This window comes from Kitasatospora sp. NPDC001095, from assembly GCF_053598615.1.
The window spans coordinates 29,847-44,835 of the sequence record NZ_JBSFKQ010000047.1 but is presented as its reverse complement, the minus strand read 5'-3'; the positions used below and the strand labels follow the sequence as shown (position 1 = coordinate 44,835).

Annotated in this window: 20 protein-coding genes; 9 read left to right on the top strand and 11 right to left on the bottom strand. The window is 65.1% G+C overall.

Features of this window, described 5'->3' with window-relative positions:
• Positions 1–196 precede the first annotated feature (196 nt).
• Together ACWDBB_RS28950 and ACWDBB_RS28945 are read right to left on the bottom strand one after the other, a co-directional pair.
• Positions 197–403, bottom strand: coding sequence for a DUF397 domain-containing protein (locus tag ACWDBB_RS28950; protein ID WP_449792398.1), 207 nt, complete (start codon positions 401–403; stop codon positions 197–199).
• The gene (locus ACWDBB_RS28945; protein WP_449792397.1) at positions 360–1,139 is read right to left on the bottom strand and encodes a helix-turn-helix domain-containing protein; all 780 of its coding nucleotides are present in this window, start codon (positions 1,137–1,139) and stop codon (positions 360–362) included. Before ACWDBB_RS28945 ends, ACWDBB_RS28950 begins: the two co-directional genes overlap by 44 nt.
• Positions 1,140–1,404: 265 nt before the next feature.
• On the opposite strand from ACWDBB_RS28945, the gene ACWDBB_RS28940 reads away from it, so the two are divergent.
• The 9 genes from ACWDBB_RS28940 to ACWDBB_RS28900 all read left to right on the top strand — a co-directional run bounded on the left by ACWDBB_RS28940 (position 1,405) and on the right by ACWDBB_RS28900 (position 7,530).
• Positions 1,405–1,665, top strand: a complete 261-nt coding sequence (locus ACWDBB_RS28940) for a hypothetical protein (RefSeq protein WP_449792396.1) — start codon at positions 1,405–1,407, stop codon at positions 1,663–1,665.
• Positions 1,666–1,939: 274 nt separating this feature from the next.
• On the top strand, positions 1,940–2,152 hold the full coding sequence (locus tag ACWDBB_RS28935; RefSeq protein WP_449792395.1) for a hypothetical protein: 213 nt from the start codon (positions 1,940–1,942) through the stop codon (positions 2,150–2,152).
• Positions 2,153–2,421: 269 nt separating this feature from the next.
• The gene (locus tag ACWDBB_RS28930; protein WP_449792394.1) at positions 2,422–2,865 is read left to right on the top strand and encodes an NUDIX domain-containing protein; all 444 of its coding nucleotides are present in this window, start codon (positions 2,422–2,424) and stop codon (positions 2,863–2,865) included.
• Positions 2,866–3,085: 220 nt separating this feature from the next.
• Positions 3,086–3,571 carry a DUF6082 family protein gene (locus ACWDBB_RS28925; protein WP_449792393.1) on the top strand — a complete coding sequence of 162 codons (486 nt, stop codon included), beginning with the start codon at positions 3,086–3,088 and terminating at the stop codon, positions 3,569–3,571.
• A 269-nt stretch (positions 3,572–3,840) separates the two neighbouring features.
• On the top strand, positions 3,841–4,839 hold the full coding sequence (locus tag ACWDBB_RS28920; RefSeq protein ID WP_449792392.1) for a radical SAM protein: 999 nt from the start codon (positions 3,841–3,843) through the stop codon (positions 4,837–4,839).
• Positions 4,826–5,611: a hypothetical protein gene (locus ACWDBB_RS28915; RefSeq protein WP_449792391.1), complete on the top strand. Its 786-nt coding sequence runs from the start codon at positions 4,826–4,828 to the stop codon at positions 5,609–5,611. Before ACWDBB_RS28920 ends, ACWDBB_RS28915 begins: the two co-directional genes overlap by 14 nt.
• Positions 5,612–5,666: 55 nt before the next feature.
• Positions 5,667–6,470: a hypothetical protein gene (locus ACWDBB_RS28910; RefSeq protein WP_449792390.1), complete on the top strand. Its 804-nt coding sequence runs from the start codon at positions 5,667–5,669 to the stop codon at positions 6,468–6,470.
• The gene (locus ACWDBB_RS28905; RefSeq protein ID WP_449792389.1) at positions 6,443–7,054 is read left to right on the top strand and encodes an AAA family ATPase; all 612 of its coding nucleotides are present in this window, start codon (positions 6,443–6,445) and stop codon (positions 7,052–7,054) included. Before ACWDBB_RS28910 ends, ACWDBB_RS28905 begins: the two co-directional genes overlap by 28 nt.
• Positions 7,055–7,125: 71 nt before the next feature.
• Entirely contained in the window at positions 7,126–7,530 is a 405-nt protein-coding gene (locus tag ACWDBB_RS28900) for an NUDIX hydrolase (RefSeq protein ID WP_449792388.1), read from the top strand.
• A gap of 58 nt (positions 7,531–7,588) precedes the next feature.
• Here ACWDBB_RS28900 and ACWDBB_RS28895 read toward each other — a convergent pair whose 3' ends face one another.
• The 9 genes from ACWDBB_RS28895 to ACWDBB_RS28855 all read right to left on the bottom strand — a co-directional run bounded on the left by ACWDBB_RS28895 (position 7,589) and on the right by ACWDBB_RS28855 (position 14,974).
• The gene (locus ACWDBB_RS28895; RefSeq protein ID WP_449792387.1) at positions 7,589–7,849 is read right to left on the bottom strand and encodes a hypothetical protein; all 261 of its coding nucleotides are present in this window, start codon (positions 7,847–7,849) and stop codon (positions 7,589–7,591) included.
• A 29-nt stretch (positions 7,850–7,878) separates the two neighbouring features.
• On the bottom strand, positions 7,879–9,183 hold the full coding sequence (locus ACWDBB_RS28890) for a peptidoglycan-binding protein (RefSeq protein ID WP_449792386.1): 1,305 nt from the start codon (positions 9,181–9,183) through the stop codon (positions 7,879–7,881).
• Positions 9,184–9,245: 62 nt separating this feature from the next.
• Positions 9,246–9,506 (bottom strand): hypothetical protein, encoded by a 261-nt coding sequence (locus ACWDBB_RS28885; protein ID WP_449792385.1) that lies wholly within the window; start codon positions 9,504–9,506, stop codon positions 9,246–9,248.
• Between the two features lie 7 nt (positions 9,507–9,513).
• Positions 9,514–10,089, bottom strand: coding sequence for a hypothetical protein (locus ACWDBB_RS28880; protein WP_449792384.1), 576 nt, complete (start codon positions 10,087–10,089; stop codon positions 9,514–9,516).
• A 1-nt stretch (position 10,090) separates the two neighbouring features.
• Positions 10,091–10,528, bottom strand: a complete 438-nt coding sequence (locus ACWDBB_RS28875; RefSeq protein ID WP_449792383.1) for a hypothetical protein — start codon at positions 10,526–10,528, stop codon at positions 10,091–10,093.
• A 385-nt stretch (positions 10,529–10,913) separates the two neighbouring features.
• Positions 10,914–11,561, bottom strand: coding sequence for a hypothetical protein (locus ACWDBB_RS28870; protein WP_449792382.1), 648 nt, complete (start codon positions 11,559–11,561; stop codon positions 10,914–10,916).
• Positions 11,562–11,687: 126 nt separating this feature from the next.
• Positions 11,688–12,743, bottom strand: a complete 1,056-nt coding sequence (locus ACWDBB_RS28865) for a hypothetical protein (RefSeq protein WP_449792381.1) — start codon at positions 12,741–12,743, stop codon at positions 11,688–11,690.
• Positions 12,743–13,972 (bottom strand): siphovirus ReqiPepy6 Gp37-like family protein, encoded by a 1,230-nt coding sequence (locus ACWDBB_RS28860; protein WP_449792380.1) that lies wholly within the window; start codon positions 13,970–13,972, stop codon positions 12,743–12,745. The genes ACWDBB_RS28865 and ACWDBB_RS28860 overlap by 1 nt, the downstream gene beginning before the upstream one ends.
• 3 nt (positions 13,973–13,975) lie before the next feature.
• Positions 13,976–14,974, bottom strand: a complete 999-nt coding sequence (locus tag ACWDBB_RS28855; protein ID WP_449792379.1) for a phage tail domain-containing protein — start codon at positions 14,972–14,974, stop codon at positions 13,976–13,978.
• Between the last annotated feature and the right edge of the window lie 15 nt (positions 14,975–14,989).

Below are 14,989 nucleotides of genomic sequence, written 5' to 3'. Positions count from 1 at the left end.
CCCGGATGGGGGCGCTGAGGTCCTGGGCATCGCCGAAGAGCACTGGTTGACGAGTGACCGGTAGGTGGCCGACTTGGCCCGTCCGACCCGGTTGTGTCGGAGGGGGCGACCTCGTCCCGTTCCGACCGGCTCCGAGTAGCCGAGAGGCCCCCGCCCGGATGGGCGGGGGCCTTCGTGGTGGCCCTGGTGGTGCGGCTCAGACGTTGCCGAACTCGCCAGCCCGGACACCGGCAACGAACGCACTCCAGGCGTCGGCCGGGAAGGCAAGGACAGGGCCGTCCGGGTCTTTCGAGTCACGGACGCGGCCCGGGATGGCGTCATCCACTTCGATGCAGTTTCCGCCGTTTCCGTTGCTAAAACTACTCTTCCGCCACTGGGCGGGGGTGATGTCGGGGGATGGCATCGGTGAATCCTTCCAGTACCGCACTGATCATCGCTTCGGTGTCTCGTGGAGACAGAGCCTGGGCCCTCAGCAGATCGTAGAGTGCCTGGCGGTGCGACACCTCGTTTGCGTCTTCGAAGAGGGTGCCGGATCGGCTGCCCTCCTCGTACGCGGCAACGAAACGGTCGGGCTTGGTCAGGAGAGTGAGCGAGCCGCCCATCTCGGAATGCTGGCCAGCGCTGAACGGCAGTATCTGAATCGTGACGTGTGACAGTTGGCAAACATGCAGCAGCCGCCTGAGCTGGGCTGCCATGGCCTCTGGGCCGCCGATCGGGCGTCGGATGACACCTTCGTCGAGGATGAACCAGTACCGGCAAGGTGCGGGCTGTCGGTTAAGACGGCGCTGGCGACGAAGCCGCTTGGACAGCCAGTCGTCGATCTCCTCTTCCGCGGCAAACGGTTCGCCAGCCTGAAGAACGGCGCGGGCAACATCCTCGGTCTGGAGGAGGCCCGGAACGGTGGTCTCGTAAGCCTCGTGGCAGATGGCCTGCTCGGAGAGCTCCATGAACCGTTTGTACTTGTCGGGGAAGTCTTCCTTGCTGGCCAGCGGATAGAGGCGGAGGAACGAGCCGTCGGTGCCGAACGCGATGTCCAGCGCCTCTGACATACCCTCCGGCACCTTGGAGTCTCCGCCTTCGATCCGGCTGAGGTGGCCCTTCGAGACGTTGAGGATCACCGCCAACCGGTCCAGGGACATGCCGTGGAGCTTCCGGAGTCGTCGAACCTCAGATCCGTAGAGGTCCCTCGCGGACCTCTCAGGGTGTAGCTCCCGCTCAGCCCAGCCCATTCGGACACCTTGCCTTCCATGCTTCCCGCTGGAGAAGCCATGTTTCTTGCGGTCAGCCCCATGTTGCAGGAAAGGAGTTGAAACATGGCGGACCTTCCGATGGTAGGGCGCTGCGGTCCACCATGGCTACACGAAGCGACAACGCGAGAGCGAAGCGCAACCTACGGAGACCCCCATGCCCGAAGTCGCAAGACCGCAGGCCGAGTACCAGCTCCACCAGGTGGTGCTGGATCTGACCCGCACGGAGAACAATCAGCCGCGTGAATTCGTGTTTGTGGGACTGGAGTTCGGACGGGCGGTCCTTCGCCCGTTGGGGTACTCGGCCCCGGAGCACCGGGTTGACCTGGAGTCCGTCCGACCGGTCATCCCGATCGAGATCGCGGCCGGCACGGCGGGGCGGTCGCACCGGCACCGGATTGACGGGATCTCGGCGTGAACGCCGGCGTCGAAGACCTGGTTGCCATCCCGCAGGCCGCGCCCCTCAAGGGTGCGTCGGTCACCGACATGCCGACTCCGGCCCAGTATCGGTTCGGTCAGTGCGTACCCTGCTTGGGTCGTCCGACCCTGGTCGCTCCGGGACTCGGCTACATCCGGGCAGACGGCAAGCTCGTGAGCATCCCCACGTGCGAGGACCATCACAAGGCGCTGGTCAGGTACGTCCACCAGGTAGCCATGAGAGCGGACCTCGCTAACGCGGCGGAGCGGGTCTGATGAGCGCTGACGAGACGGTTTCTAGCGACCTCGACGCCGAGTTCGCCATGATGCTTGACCTCAACGGGGGCGCGTCCGGGTTCGTTCGGAGCGGTCGCCGCGAGCTGCCGTCCAAGCTCGGTCGACAGGTCCCCCGCTTGCCGGACAGCGTCCGGGGGCTCTGGGAGGGCGGCCTGGGAAGCGGGCTGTGGTTCATCGGCCCGCCGGACTGACAAGCTCCCGCCACCGAGGGTCCTGTGATCCCCTCGGTGGCGGGCACCATCCCGGCCCGTCGCCCAGCGGGCCGGTATTCGGCAGGTGTCCCGCATGCCGCCTGCCGGCCGCTCCGGGGTCCACGCCCTGTTGAGCGCCCGCCACTCCTCGCCAACCTCCCCCCTGTTGGCGGGGAGTGGCCCCAAATCGTCAAGTCGCTTCGGTTGGAGGACAGTTGAGCGGCAGCGCGCTTATGCGGAGGCCGCCCGAGCGGCGGTCCGGTCAGCAGGTGTTCATCCTGCGCGAGACCGAGGAGGAGCGCCAGGTGCTTCTGGTCGATCCCGTCTACATGGACGGGTTCGCTCTCCCCGGAGGCAGCGCCGAGAAAGACGAACTGCCGCACCTGGCGGCCCGCCGGCACACGGAGACCGGGACCGGCCTTGTCCTGCCCCTCCGCACCATCCTGACCGTCGACTACATGCCGCGTCTGGAGTACCCGGAGGGTCTGACCCTCGTCTACGCGGGCGGCATGCTCGACGCGCGTCAGATCGAAGTCGTTCGCCGCCACCAGCCGTCGGCGGAGATCCGCGGGTTGCACTGGGTGCCCCGGTCCGAGGTCATGACCGTGATGCAGCCGGGCCAAGCCCTCCGCGTTCTCGACGCGTGGGATGCGTGGGAGAGCGGGCACGGCAGGCCACTTCTCCTGAGGGGAGTGGCCGTTCCGGCCGCCTGATGAGCCCGGTTGAGGAGTCCTGACCTCCTTCAATCGGAACCCCCGCCCCGGGGACGGGAATCGGTCAGACCGGATGCTCGGGGCGGGTCAGACTCCCGGCGCAGGCTTTGGACGGCTGGAGCGTCGGGACAGGGCCGTCTCCCCTACCCCCGTAGGGGAGACGGCGCCCTGTACGTGGTGAATGAAATCGCCCGACTTAATTCACGCAAGGAAGAGGCGCATGAAACTCGGCACCGCCGTTATGGTCCTGGCCGGAGTAGTTGCCGGAGGGGTCATGGTGCACCACTACCAGCACCGTCAGCGCGTAGCGCTGGACCTCGGGTTCGATCACCTGCGGCGCATCGACTGGTCGATGGAACACCCGCAGGTCGACGAGTACCGGCCGTTCGGGGGCGAGGCCGGGACGCAGGAGGAGCAGCTGTCGAACCTTCGGGCCAACAAGACGCTGTCGGCGCTCTTCCTGAAGTTCAACCTGGGCGTGATGACCTACAAGGAGTTGCTGGTCAACTTGCAGAGCCTCGCCAATGTTCCGATCCAGCAGGCCTACTGGCGGCGGTGGGGATGGTTCCGCCTGGAGGAGGCGTCGGCCGGCAACCGGAAGTTGCAGGCCTTCGGCGGGGCGTTGCTGAAGGCCTTCGGCGAGCCCCTGAGGCCGGAGTCGCTCTCGGAGCCGGAGGCGGCGACGCCGCAGTCCACGGCCGCGTGAACGCCTCAGACGGCACACCGCCTCAGGCGTTGACCATCGAGGAGATCTCACAAGGGCTGCAAATGACCCTGGAGATGAACCTTAGGTTCGGCGTGCCCGACCTCAGGGACGCCCTCGAATCGACCGTCCGACGGGACGCCCCGCAAGGGGTGAGGAACAGCACCGACCGCCCTGGCCACGAGGTGGAGCAGGGCGGGCACCATGCACAACGGTTCGTACTCAACCACCAGTTAGCGGTGCATCGCGCACCGCTGCTACAGGAGGACGAAATGACCGATCTCGGCCTGCCGACGATTCCGCCCCGCCGCGACCTGCCGATGGGTGACGGGCTGGCCTTCGCCGCCCACGGGCACCACTTCACCGCCGCCCCGGGGACCGACATCGAGGCCCTGGCCCAGAACTCCACGGGGCCGCTCTCGGTGATCCTCCAGGTCACCAAGCGCTGTGACTTCGACTGCTCGTTCTGCTCCGAGACGCTGCAACTGCCGGACCCGAAGCTGGCGCAGTTGGAGACGATGAGGGACAACCTCAAGGGAACCAAGCGGGTCTTCCTGTCCGGAGGCGAGCCGCTCATGCGCCGCGACTTCGGCGAGATCGTCGACATGTTCGCGGACGAGAACTTCGTCCTGGCCGTCCCGACGAACGCCACTCACGGACTCCAGCACGCGAGGCGGATCGCCGGCAAGGTGGCGTTCGCCAACATCGGCCTGGAGGGGCCCCGCGGGATCACGAACCGCGTGCGCGGGGACTACGACAAGGTGATGCCCGGCATCCGCGCGCTCCAGGACGAGGGGATTCCCATCTCCCTGTCCGCCGTCGTCTACCGCTCCACCCTGGCGGCGCTCCCGTTCACGGTGCAGATCGCCGACGTCCTCGCCGCCGGCAAGGTGAAGCTGATCATGCCGCTCAGGAAGGGCAACGCGCTCAACCTGGACGAGAACGAATTCATCACCGACGAGGAGGCCAACGACACCTTCGGCCGACTCCTGGAGCTGCGGGCCACCATGCAGTGGAGCCCCGCGATCCGCCTCACCACATGGACGCCCGAGAACGAGGGCCACATGATCGTGGTGGAGCCCAACGGTAAGACCAACGCCTGGCCGGTCTACGACCGCAAGGACCTGTTCGAGCCGATCGGGAACCTGTTCGAGGAGCCGATTCAGGAGGTCTGGAAGCGGTACCGGTTCAAGGAGAACCACTACCGCAAGTACCTGGGCGCGTCCATCCGCACGGCAGCCCACTCCGGGGGCGGCCATGCCGCTGCGTGAGTACACCAACCTGGCCTGGCCCCAGACCCCGTACGCGGCGGACAAGCGTCCCTTCGCCAAGCACGTGCGCCTGCTCACTGCGATGAGCATTCAGTGGGCCGACGCGGGTGACAAGGTCGTACCCATCGGCGCCGCGGCCGTGTTCGTGCCTGTGAAGCGGACCGCCCGGCGCGAGATCACGGCCAGCACCGGCCACTTCGGCTACCGCGCTGTGGCCGTCGAGGAAGACAAAGACCCGGTCGACACCGAGATCCTCAAGTTCGTGGACAGCGTGCTCGTCCAGGCACGCCGCGAGGCCGAGATCATCGCGTGGCACTCCTTCCCGGACGACTTCCACGTGCTTCGCCCCCTGCTGACGGCACCCTGCGCGGGCATCGACGCCATGGCGGAGGCGTGGGGCGACCGCTCACGTCGGGAGCGGTCCACGGCGCTGTTGGTCGACACAGCGGATGACGGGATGCAGCTTGACAGTGCGCTTGCTGCGGCGCGCGTCGACTTCGGCCGGGAACTCTGGCAGTTCCGGGCGCCCGCAATCCTCCAGCAGACGTACGAGGACCTGTGGGCGCCGGCCAGCCGGCCGGAAAGCCGGGAGTGGAACACCCAGCACATCGGTGCGGCCGCGGTCATGGAGGCCCTGGCCGTGTCCCTGCTGGCAGGCCGGCAAGTCCAACGGCTGAGCTGGAACGGGGTCTTCAACGCAGCCAAGGTTCTCGAAGCGGTCGCCTGGGACGTCTTCCCCCTGGTGCTCGCTCCGAACGAACTCCAAGGCTGAACCCCGCGTACCGTGGGCCCGGCACCGGTGCCGGGCCCACACCGCAAGGAGCATCGTGATCATCGTCAGCAACCTGCCGAAACCTGGCCGCCTCCCCAAGAGGTCCGCACGGACGTTCCGCGTGGCCTCGCTGGATGTCGAGTGGACCAAGAACTATCGGGTGAAGAACGGGAACCGGGCCTTCTGCCTGTCGCTCTCGATCCTTGATCTCCCCGCCACGGTGACCCCGGGCAGCCTCTCGAAGCTGCCCTTCGGCTACGTGAGCTTGTACGTGGAGGACGCTGGCGAGACCGGGGAGCTGGTGACGGCAGCTGCCGGAATCGTCTCGCGGACGTTCGCCGACGCCGACCTTGTGACCGGGCATCAACTCTGCTCGGACCTGGCCGTTCTGGTCGCCAACCGCGACGACGACGAGCCCGCACTCAATGACGCCCGAACCGCCTGGTCGCGCCGCCGCGACCCTGCGCACGACAGTCCGCGAGTCCTGGACACCCGATACGACGCCGGCCATCTCCTCAACGGCACCTCCCGGCGCCTGGTGGACGTCTGCACGGAACTCGGCCTCGACGTCACGCAGCCGGAGCTCCGAAGCACCTCCATGACCAACCTGCACCGCCGGTGGCTGGAGAAGAACGAGAACGAGGCCCGAGAACGAGTGAGCGTCCTGAACTTGCGACACTCCCTCTCCACCGCTCTCGTCGCCGTCGCTGCGGCGGGTCTCGGGAACTGGGGCGAGACCACGTTGAACGTGAACCGCATGATCGCCACTCACGCCGACGGTGCGTGGGGTTGGCTCCGATCCCGTACCTTCCAAGACCTCCTGGGGGAATCGTGCCCATCCGAGACTGTACGGTCGTAGCGATCGAGGGGACGGCCGCGGCCGGAAAGACGACGCTCGTCCACGCCCTCACGGCCCACTACCGCGAGCAGGGCGTCAATGTCGCCGCCACCGGAGAACCCGCACGGGTGAGCCCGTACTTGGAGGAGATCGTCCTTCACAACAAGGGCAACTTCGACCTGACCGCCGAAGTCGACGCCTTCGCGGCCCAGCTCACCACCACCATGCGCGCCGCGCGCAACCACCGCCTGCTCATCACCGACAAGACGCCGGCGAACGTGTTGGCCTACGCCCGGCTCGTCCTCGACCAGGAGGACCCGCAGATCCGCGCCGTTCTGCGGTCGATCGAGTCCCTGTGCAACTCCTGGATGCCCCTGGCGTACGAAGTGGTGATCCACTGCCGTGACCACTACGACCAGGAGGCCGGCGGCGACCGCTTCCGTGGGAGGGTCCTTCACCTCCAGAACGAGACGGAGACGGCCGTCTACGAGGCGATCCAGGCCGCCAACGTGCCGATCCTCGACCTCCCCCAGGGTCTTACCACGCAAGCTCGCGTGGAGTGGATCGCCAAACACCTTCACCTCATGGGAATCAGCGTCCACTGAGGTGTCCTATGGTCCTCCTAAGACACACTCCGGAGGACCAGGTGCAGCCCCAACGCCCGATCAACGACGCCATGCTTATCCTCGAACGCAACGGCCTCGTCCTACTGGCTGAACGAGCCCACACGGGCTACAGCGACGGCCAGCTGAACCTCCCCAGCGGGAAGGTGGACCAGGGCGAAGACGTGATCTCGGCGGCGATCCGCGAGGCCCGAGAAGAGGTAGGTGTGGAGGTTCACCGGGAGGCCGTCCGGATCGTCCACGTGATGCACTACCGTAACCCCGAAGGGGAGACACGCGTCGGTTGGTTCCTCGCCGCCTCGGAATGGGTCGGCAGGCCGTACAACGCAGAACCCCACAAGTGCGCTGGCATCGGGTGGTACCCGATCAATGATCTTCCCGAGAATGCCCAGCCGTACAACGCAGCCGGGATCGCCCGGTACCTCAAGGGTGAGCCGTTCTCGGTCGTGGGCTGGTAGGCCGGAAACACGAAAAGGCCCCTCCCCGAAAGGGGAGGGGCCTTCTTGGCGTCCTGGATCAGGTGGTCAGGTCCAGCTCCTTGCGGGTCAGCTCGGCCTGGAACTCGGCGGCCTGGTCGCGCGGCGAGACCTCGTGCAGGGCGAGGTTGGTCTTCGTGTCCTCGTGCCGCTGGGCCAGTTCACCGGCACCGAGCAGGGCCGCCGCTGCGGCCACCAGGGCCTCCCACGGGATCGAGGGGTACCAGGCGGCGAGGAGCGGAATCAGGGCCGCAACGGCGGCCACGAGTCGGACGACGTGAGTGGAAATGAATGAAGTCATGTGTCTCCTTGGGTAATTGATTCGCTCAGTCAGCGCATGAGGCGGGACCAGGTGAGCGGTCCCGGGTAGCCGTCGGCAGCGGGACCAGCCCAGCCCTGAGCGCGCTGGAAGGCCTGCACCGCACGCCGGTCAGCCTCGGACCAACGGGGACCAGGTCCCTGCCGGTAGTACTGGCCGTAGCCGTGTCGGACGAGGGCCTTGCCCAACGTGGTGACGTGCGAGTTGACCGAGCCCGGCCGGAAGCGGGTGGCCCCCGGGAAGGCCGACGTTGCGCTCGGCTTGGTCGAGCTGGCGACCGGAATGTCACGGCCCTGGTGGTTGATCAGGAGAGCCCACGTCTGCGGACCGGGGATGCCGTCCGCGGAACCATCCGTCCACCCCTGGGCCAGCTGGAAAGCCCTGACGGCCTGGCGGTCGGCCTCGCCCCAACGCGGGCCCGGACCAACCGAGTAGAAGCGGCTCCCGCCGCGCTGGACCAGGAGTTCGCCGAGCTTCGTGACGTTGGTGTTGTTCGCGCCTGGACCGAACTGGCCAGCACCAGGGAAGGTGGTGGAGTTCGAGGCCGGCGGGGAAACCGGCGGCGGAGTCAGGTCGGGCTCCTGGACGTCGTCCGGGGCAGCCGGCACGGTGATCGAGTCCCCTGGGTGGATCTGGTCCGGGTGGTCCTTGACGCTCGGGTTGAGCGAGAGGAGAGCGGCCACGCTGATGCCGGCCGCAACAGCAATGGCGGTGATGGTCTGACCGGCCCGCACTGTCACAGTGCGGGTGGTCGACGTCGGGCCCGAGTTCCCGGCCGGGCCCGACGCGGTGGCCGAGTAGAAGTAGCCAGCTCGGCCCTTCAGAGCCGGGTCCGAGGTGGTGATGCCCTCGGAAAACTGGGGGAGGCCGTAGCCGTAGACATACGCGTCACGACGGCGCCTCTCCCTCTTCATCACCTTATTGCCATTTGCGTCATTAGTGAGGGAGGTATTTCCCTCGTAGGTGTAGATGGAATTGGCGTCATATCCGTAGACGATTCCGGTGTGAGTGCCACCACCAGGCCCATAAAAGACCTGGGCCCCGATTGCCGGGTAGGCAGAGAACCGGCCGCGATCCCGGAACCACTCGACTCCGTTGGAGCACGACGCGGTACGGGGGTAGAGACTTGGGACACCTGCCTTAAGGGCCACCCAGGAGCACCAAGTGGCGCACCATGGCTGGTAGTTGGACCACTCAAGGCCGGGAACCTGTCCGCTGTACTTTTGGTGGCCGCTAGGGCGCTCGCCCGGGGCGCGCTCGGCCTGATAGCCGACCTCGGCGGATGCAACTCGGAAGACGTCGGATACCTGGCTCATAAGCCTCCTATGGGCATGCAAAAGGGGCCGGTCAGACGGCCAGCCCCTCGGGGATGAACGAATTAGAACCCGGAGCGAATCCGGGAGGGATCGAGCGTCGTAATCAGCTCGACCAGTCGGCGGTTCTCCGCCTCAATTCGGGTCAGGCGATCCTTGATTTCATTCAGATCATCCTGAAGGCGATCGGCTCGGGTCTTCTGTGCCTCCGCCTCGCCCTTCCAGACCTGAGCAGAATTCATCTGCCAGGAAGCCCGGACCATGACCAGAGCGGCGACGACCGAGGCCGCGGTGCCCGCGAATCCGAAAACGTCAGTCGGGGTCATGGGCCTCCTAGTTCGAGATCTTCTCTGCGGTCAGATTCCACGATTCACGTTCGTCGCCCGGGCCATTGTCGGAACGGAATGGGGCCCACCAGCTGACCACGTAGGCCGCGAACGCCTCACCTGCTCGCAGGCGTACAGTTGTGGTGAAAGAATTCGAAGCGGCGTTTCCGTCGATGGGCGGGTAAAGGATTCCACCGATCTTTCCGGCAGGAGAGTAGATCCACGCGCGAACCTTGGGCGCTGTAAATCCGTAACCCCAACCACCCCAACTCATGGTCAGTCGGTAGACACCAGCCTCAGGGACGATAATCGTGCCGCCGTCCGGAGAATCCCAGCGACCCACCTTAACTACCGGGTTCGATGTGTTCCAGTAGACAGTTGTCGCCTGATTGGTGTCTACGACGACAGGGTTCTGTAGATTCAGAGAGATAACCGGGTTTGCCCGGAGCTGGTTGATAAACGCTTCGTGGTCGTTGGCAACCGTGTACAGGGCAGTGTGGACGTCATAGATCTGGGAATTCATGTCGGCTGGGCCGATCACCTGACGGGATACCCAGCTCTTCAGGGCAGGGAGTGAGATCAATTCAAAGCTCCAGGATAGTAGTGGTGCCAAGTTCAGAGCCGATAGGGTCGCCCAGAATCCAGGTGGGCTTTCCGTCCGACTTTCCTGGAACCGAGATGAGAACCACGGCAGCAGAAGAGACTGTGGTGTCGAGCTGTACAGCACCGGGGGAACCGCCCGCGCCCGGTGTATCCGCGACCATCAGGCTTACCTGGTCCGATCCGAAAGTGCCGAGCTGCTGATCGCGGCCGGAAACTCCGGACGGCCAAGAGAGGCCTGTAAGCTTGCTGGAAATCGTCACAGCCGCGTAGAGATTGCGGTAGCTGGTCGAAGGCATCAATGGTAGGGAATTCGTATTGCTGTACTCGCGAATGCCGACTACCGGGGTGAGGCCGATATTGGAAACGTCGCCGTTGCGGTACACCAGGTTCATCAGGGCGGCATTGTGTGCGGTGCCCACATCCCATACCACGGAGGTTCCTCGGGAGGGTTCCCATGGCCAGACCGCTACCGCCATCAGCAGGCCGCTAGCGAGGGTGTACTGGGTCGCGATAGCGCCCGCAGGGGTGAGTAAACGGGGCGCTGGCGCCGAACCCGAGCTGACGCAGATCGAGACCACGAAATCATTCGTTCGTACGGCTGGAAGCGCCAGCTCGGCGAGGGCCTGGTCTACAACGAGGGCTCGGGTGCTGGAGACGAAGGCCGGGAACTCCCGAGGCAGCGGGGCCGAGCTCATCCACTCGGCCCCGTCCCAGTACAGGGGAGGCCGCGGGCTCCACCTGGTCCCGTCCCAGACCTGCGGCGTCTTGTCGACCCAGGTCGACCCGTCCCAAACTTTCAGTTGATTAGGCATACTGCACCCACACGTCTCCGGGCCGAGGGCTGGACGGTGCGTTGGGCCCGCTGAAGACGCGGGCGGACCCGACGTTCGTCGCTGTCACGGTGCCCGAGCTGACCACCGAACCGTCACCCTGAACTCGGAAGACACTGGCTGTAGTTGTGGTGGTGGCCTTCGAGTTGGTGACGTTGATGACGACCTGGCCGGCACCGTACGCGGGGGCGCCGATGCAGAGCGCGGCGCGGACGCCGATGGTGTCGATCAGGAGAGCACCGCTGTTGCGGACGCGGGTGTACTCGGTGCCGTCCGCCGTCTTCAACTTCCAGGCAGAGCCGGCGGTGTCAGGAGTGGTCGGCACGACCCAGCGAGCCCAGTCCGTACCGGCCGGGACCTGGAGGTCGGCGCCGGACAACGGGAGGAAGTTGGCCAGCCTCTCATTCACGTACGCCCGGTCTTGGTGTGGGTCGGGGGCCGTCTGGTGCTGGACCAAGCGCTCGCCGGCCGTAACCGAGACGAGGCCGATCCGCCCGGCCCCGAAGTCGACCCACAGACGCTCTGCACCGGTGGCTGGCCCGTAGAAGCTGGGAATCATGCCTCGCACGTCGGCAACCAGCTGGATGATCGGGGCGCCGGTGGTGTCGGTCAGGTCGGTCACCTGGCGGGCGCCCTCCGAGGGGCCGTCCCACACAGTTCCGACAGCACCCGGGATACGGGCACCGCTGACGCTTTCCGCAACGTCGGAGCCCGTACCTCCGAAAAGATTTCGAGCCATGCAGCCTCCTTACTGAGTGAAGACGTCGGATTCAACGGTGCCGGACAGGTGGAGCGTGGAGTGGGCGGGAATGCCCTGGAGGACAACCAGCGAGTCTCCAGAGGGCGTGAAGAGGTTCACGGTCGAGGTTCCGGGGCCTTCCCACGCGACCCCCTTGACCGAGGTCATCCACGGCTTACCGCCACCGCCAGCAGGGTTGTCGATGTACCCCTCAAAAATCTGGGCAGTCCGGCCACTCGCCGGATTTGGTAGTGAGGTCTGCATGTACCAGCCGGTAGTCACGATGTCGGCGGAAGTCGGGTTCCTGAGCTTCATATTGAAGTGGTAGGTGTTGGGCGCGATCCAGCGCCACCAGCAGACGCGATCCACCTCGGCCGGCTGAGAGTTCACACCCCAGAGGCTCGGGGTGTACGGCCGCGCCTTTCCGAGGTGACGGGTCACCATGTAGCCGTCCCGCCCCGCAAAGGCCTCGTAAGGGCTGTCTCCACCGTCCTGGTCAAGGTCGTAAATGAAAGTACCCTGAGGCACAAAATCGGCGGTGCTTCGAGTATTCCAGGGAGTTGCCACCGGGCGAGGCATATCAAAGGAGGCGCGGGAGTATACCGAGAGAGCGCCGTTGGCGGCCGGCACGTCCACTTCGAGGAGCACCATTTCCCAGATGCCGCCTGGGGATCGCTGAGGCCGCGGAGCGATGGGGGAAATGCTGGGCTGCCCCTTGACGGCGGTGATGTTCACCGATCCCTTAACGACGTCCGCCCTGATAACGATCGTGTCCTTGCGGGCCCGGTCAGTTGGGTTCGGGTCGATATCGACATTTAGCGGCGCGGTGAGCTGGTAGTAGAAGCCTCCGACCCACGCATTACCGGCCTCGATAGAGATAGTGCGGCCGTTGATCACGCGCCAGGCAAAAGGGAGTGTGTTCGGGTCCAAGGTCGAGCTGGTGAGCTGGTAATCAACTCGGTCTCCGCCCCACAGGTGTGCCATCTGCTGCCACTGGACCTGGGACACCATTTCGGTTCCGCCGGAGGCGTTGGCCTGGGAAAAGGGGTAGCTGACTTCTGCCATTACATCCTCGCTTCGAGCTTCCGCAGCTTCTCGCGAAGCTCAGAAACGGTCTTGTACAAGTTCAGGGGGTCGCCCGACCCCTGTTCGCCGATCTTCGGACGAATGGTGAGGTTCTTGCCGGCGTCCTCCACCGAAATGCTGACCTCGCGGACGATATCGACGTACTCAACACCGTCGATTGCGACCGTCACCAGATCACCGACGAAGTAGTCCCGGCCAAACTTCACCTGCTCGGTGTCGATCGGGTAAATCTGAAAGTTTCCGTTCTTCTCGCCCTGCTGGAGAAGGTTGTTCGCTGCTTCCACAACAGCCTTCTTCGCGTTCGCGAATTCCTCGTCCGTCGTGTCCTCGCGGGCCTTCATAGGCTGACCCGTAGCCGGGTCGGTCTTCAGAGGGAGATCCCGGCGGTCGAGAAACTGTTCAATCTGAACGCCCCACTCGGCTTCGGCCTCGGCATCGATCTGCTGGTACAGATACCGGTCTTCGCCTTCACCCTGGCAAGCCACGATGACGCGAGTAACGCGTGGAGCTGTGAGCGTCCAGATGTACTCTCGAAGATTCCCGAGGTCCGGGCTGAATCGCACGTCCCGGGAACGGTCACGGGGCTTGTAGATCCGGAGCTCGATCTTCTTCGAGTCGGGGGTGTAGATGAAGCGGTACCCGAGTTCTTTGCTCTCGGTCCACTTCTCGATGACGGTCCCGATGACGTCATAGCGGAAGCTGTCGTGGACCTGGGCCCCGAGGTCGGCTGGCTCGGGTAGAGCCAGGCCGGGAATCCTCCGATCAGGGAGAGCCGACGCACCTACAGCATGCTCCAGCTCCCACCACAGGGCCTTGCTCGCCGGGCCGGCGGCCTGACGCGTGGCGCGGGCCCTGTACTGCTCAGCAACGGGCACCGCGGGCTCGGGGAAGGCGAGACGAGAATAGGCGAGCTTGTTGTCACACTTACCGCCCACGTAGAGACTTCCCGGACCCGTGTGCTGTTCCACGGTCCAATAACTCTGGAAAAACTCGATCTGCCCCGTCAGAAGCGGCTCAGGAACGCCCTCCTGGAAGATGGCGATTCCGCCACCCTTCTGCAAGAGGTTCGCCTGATCGGTGCCCGCCTTGACGAGAAGCTGAAAAGAGCCCTGCTGGCAGAATCGGACGATGAAATCCAGCTTGATCCACGTGTCTATGACACCGATTCGGTTAAGGTCTCGGTCTCTGACCTCTATTCGGTAACCCATGTGTCAGTAGCTCTCGTAACGAGGTCGGAATGTGAGCTTGAGAGAGGCGGTGGAGCTGCCCGCCGTGAGGTCGACGGAGACGGAGGACTTCCCGGCCGGGATGGGCCAGAGGGCTGGACCCGAGTCGACTCGGGTCCAATAGTTGGTGCCCTGGTCGTCCTTGAGCGTCTTTATCCCGGGCCTGGTGTCCACGACGAGGACGCGGCCCGCCGGCACGGCGTCAGGGCTCCCTGTGCCACCCGCAGCAATGCCGAAGGACTGGCCGTCCGGACCGGTCATCTTGAATCCGCGGACAGGGCCCCTGAGTTCCCAGGTAGGCCAGGCCTCGACGTCGCCCGGATTGATGATCGGAATGTTCTTGCTGGACAGAATGCCCTTACTCAGACTGAGAGGGAACAGGGCCTTCCCGGTCTTCAGGAAGGGCTTCCCTCCGCCGAACTGCCACTCGGCCACCTGGAGATCAGGGCCATACCACCACGGGTCGAACGCGGTGAACTGGAGCCCGTACTTCATGAACCGGAACCCGGCGTTGTCAGTACCTTCGTCGCCCTCCATGCCGCCCTTGTAATAGGCGTAGAGAGTGCGGGTGAGGGAATCGCCCTCGGTGAATTTGAGGACGCAATATCCATTCTTTGGGTTGAGTGCCGCGATCAGCCGGCGCTTGAGGTCCTTCAGGGTCCGTCGATCAACCCCGTGCAGGTACACCGGAATCATGATCTGCCGGGCTGCTACTCGGGAACCTCGATAGATCGAGCCATCCAAGTTGGGGCTGTCATCAGCATGCAGTTCGACCGGTGGCATATCCAACCCGGTAGCCCCGGCCTGAATGAGGATGGCCGGCCACTCCCGGGTAGCGAAGGCGGTCAGGGGAATCTCCTCCCCCTGACCGCTCGATCCCGTGATCGTCACGTGAGTATGGCCCCATGCCACCGGCTGAGGTGGCAGCGGCAGGGGCGCCGGCTGCTGGTCCAGAACCAGCGGCTTAATCGCCGGAATTGGCATGGGGCCTCCAAATGA

What these genes read in the sequence shown, in the direction of transcription:
- ACWDBB_RS28950 (WP_449792398.1), bottom strand. Translation starts at nt 403, where the DNA reads ATGCCATCCCCCGACATCACCCCCGCCCAGTGGCGGAAGAGTAGTTTT.
- ACWDBB_RS28945 (WP_449792397.1), bottom strand. Translation starts at nt 1,139, where the DNA reads ATGTCCCTGGACCGGTTGGCGGTGATCCTCAACGTCTCGAAGGGCCAC.
- ACWDBB_RS28940 (WP_449792396.1), top strand. Translation starts at nt 1,405, where the DNA reads ATGCCCGAAGTCGCAAGACCGCAGGCCGAGTACCAGCTCCACCAGGTG.
- ACWDBB_RS28935 (WP_449792395.1), top strand. Translation starts at nt 1,940, where the DNA reads ATGAGCGCTGACGAGACGGTTTCTAGCGACCTCGACGCCGAGTTCGCC.
- ACWDBB_RS28925 (WP_449792393.1), top strand. Translation starts at nt 3,086, where the DNA reads ATGAAACTCGGCACCGCCGTTATGGTCCTGGCCGGAGTAGTTGCCGGA.
- ACWDBB_RS28920 (WP_449792392.1), top strand. Translation starts at nt 3,841, where the DNA reads ATGACCGATCTCGGCCTGCCGACGATTCCGCCCCGCCGCGACCTGCCG.
- ACWDBB_RS28915 (WP_449792391.1), top strand. Translation starts at nt 4,826, where the DNA reads ATGCCGCTGCGTGAGTACACCAACCTGGCCTGGCCCCAGACCCCGTAC.
- ACWDBB_RS28900 (WP_449792388.1), top strand. Translation starts at nt 7,126, where the DNA reads ATGCTTATCCTCGAACGCAACGGCCTCGTCCTACTGGCTGAACGAGCC.
- ACWDBB_RS28895 (WP_449792387.1), bottom strand. Translation starts at nt 7,849, where the DNA reads ATGACTTCATTCATTTCCACTCACGTCGTCCGACTCGTGGCCGCCGTT.
- ACWDBB_RS28890 (WP_449792386.1), bottom strand. Translation starts at nt 9,183, where the DNA reads ATGAGCCAGGTATCCGACGTCTTCCGAGTTGCATCCGCCGAGGTCGGC.
- ACWDBB_RS28885 (WP_449792385.1), bottom strand. Translation starts at nt 9,506, where the DNA reads ATGACCCCGACTGACGTTTTCGGATTCGCGGGCACCGCGGCCTCGGTC.
- ACWDBB_RS28865 (WP_449792381.1), bottom strand. Translation starts at nt 12,743, where the DNA reads ATGGCAGAAGTCAGCTACCCCTTTTCCCAGGCCAACGCCTCCGGCGGA.
- ACWDBB_RS28860 (WP_449792380.1), bottom strand. Translation starts at nt 13,972, where the DNA reads ATGGGTTACCGAATAGAGGTCAGAGACCGAGACCTTAACCGAATCGGT.
- ACWDBB_RS28855 (WP_449792379.1), bottom strand. Translation starts at nt 14,974, where the DNA reads ATGCCAATTCCGGCGATTAAGCCGCTGGTTCTGGACCAGCAGCCGGCG.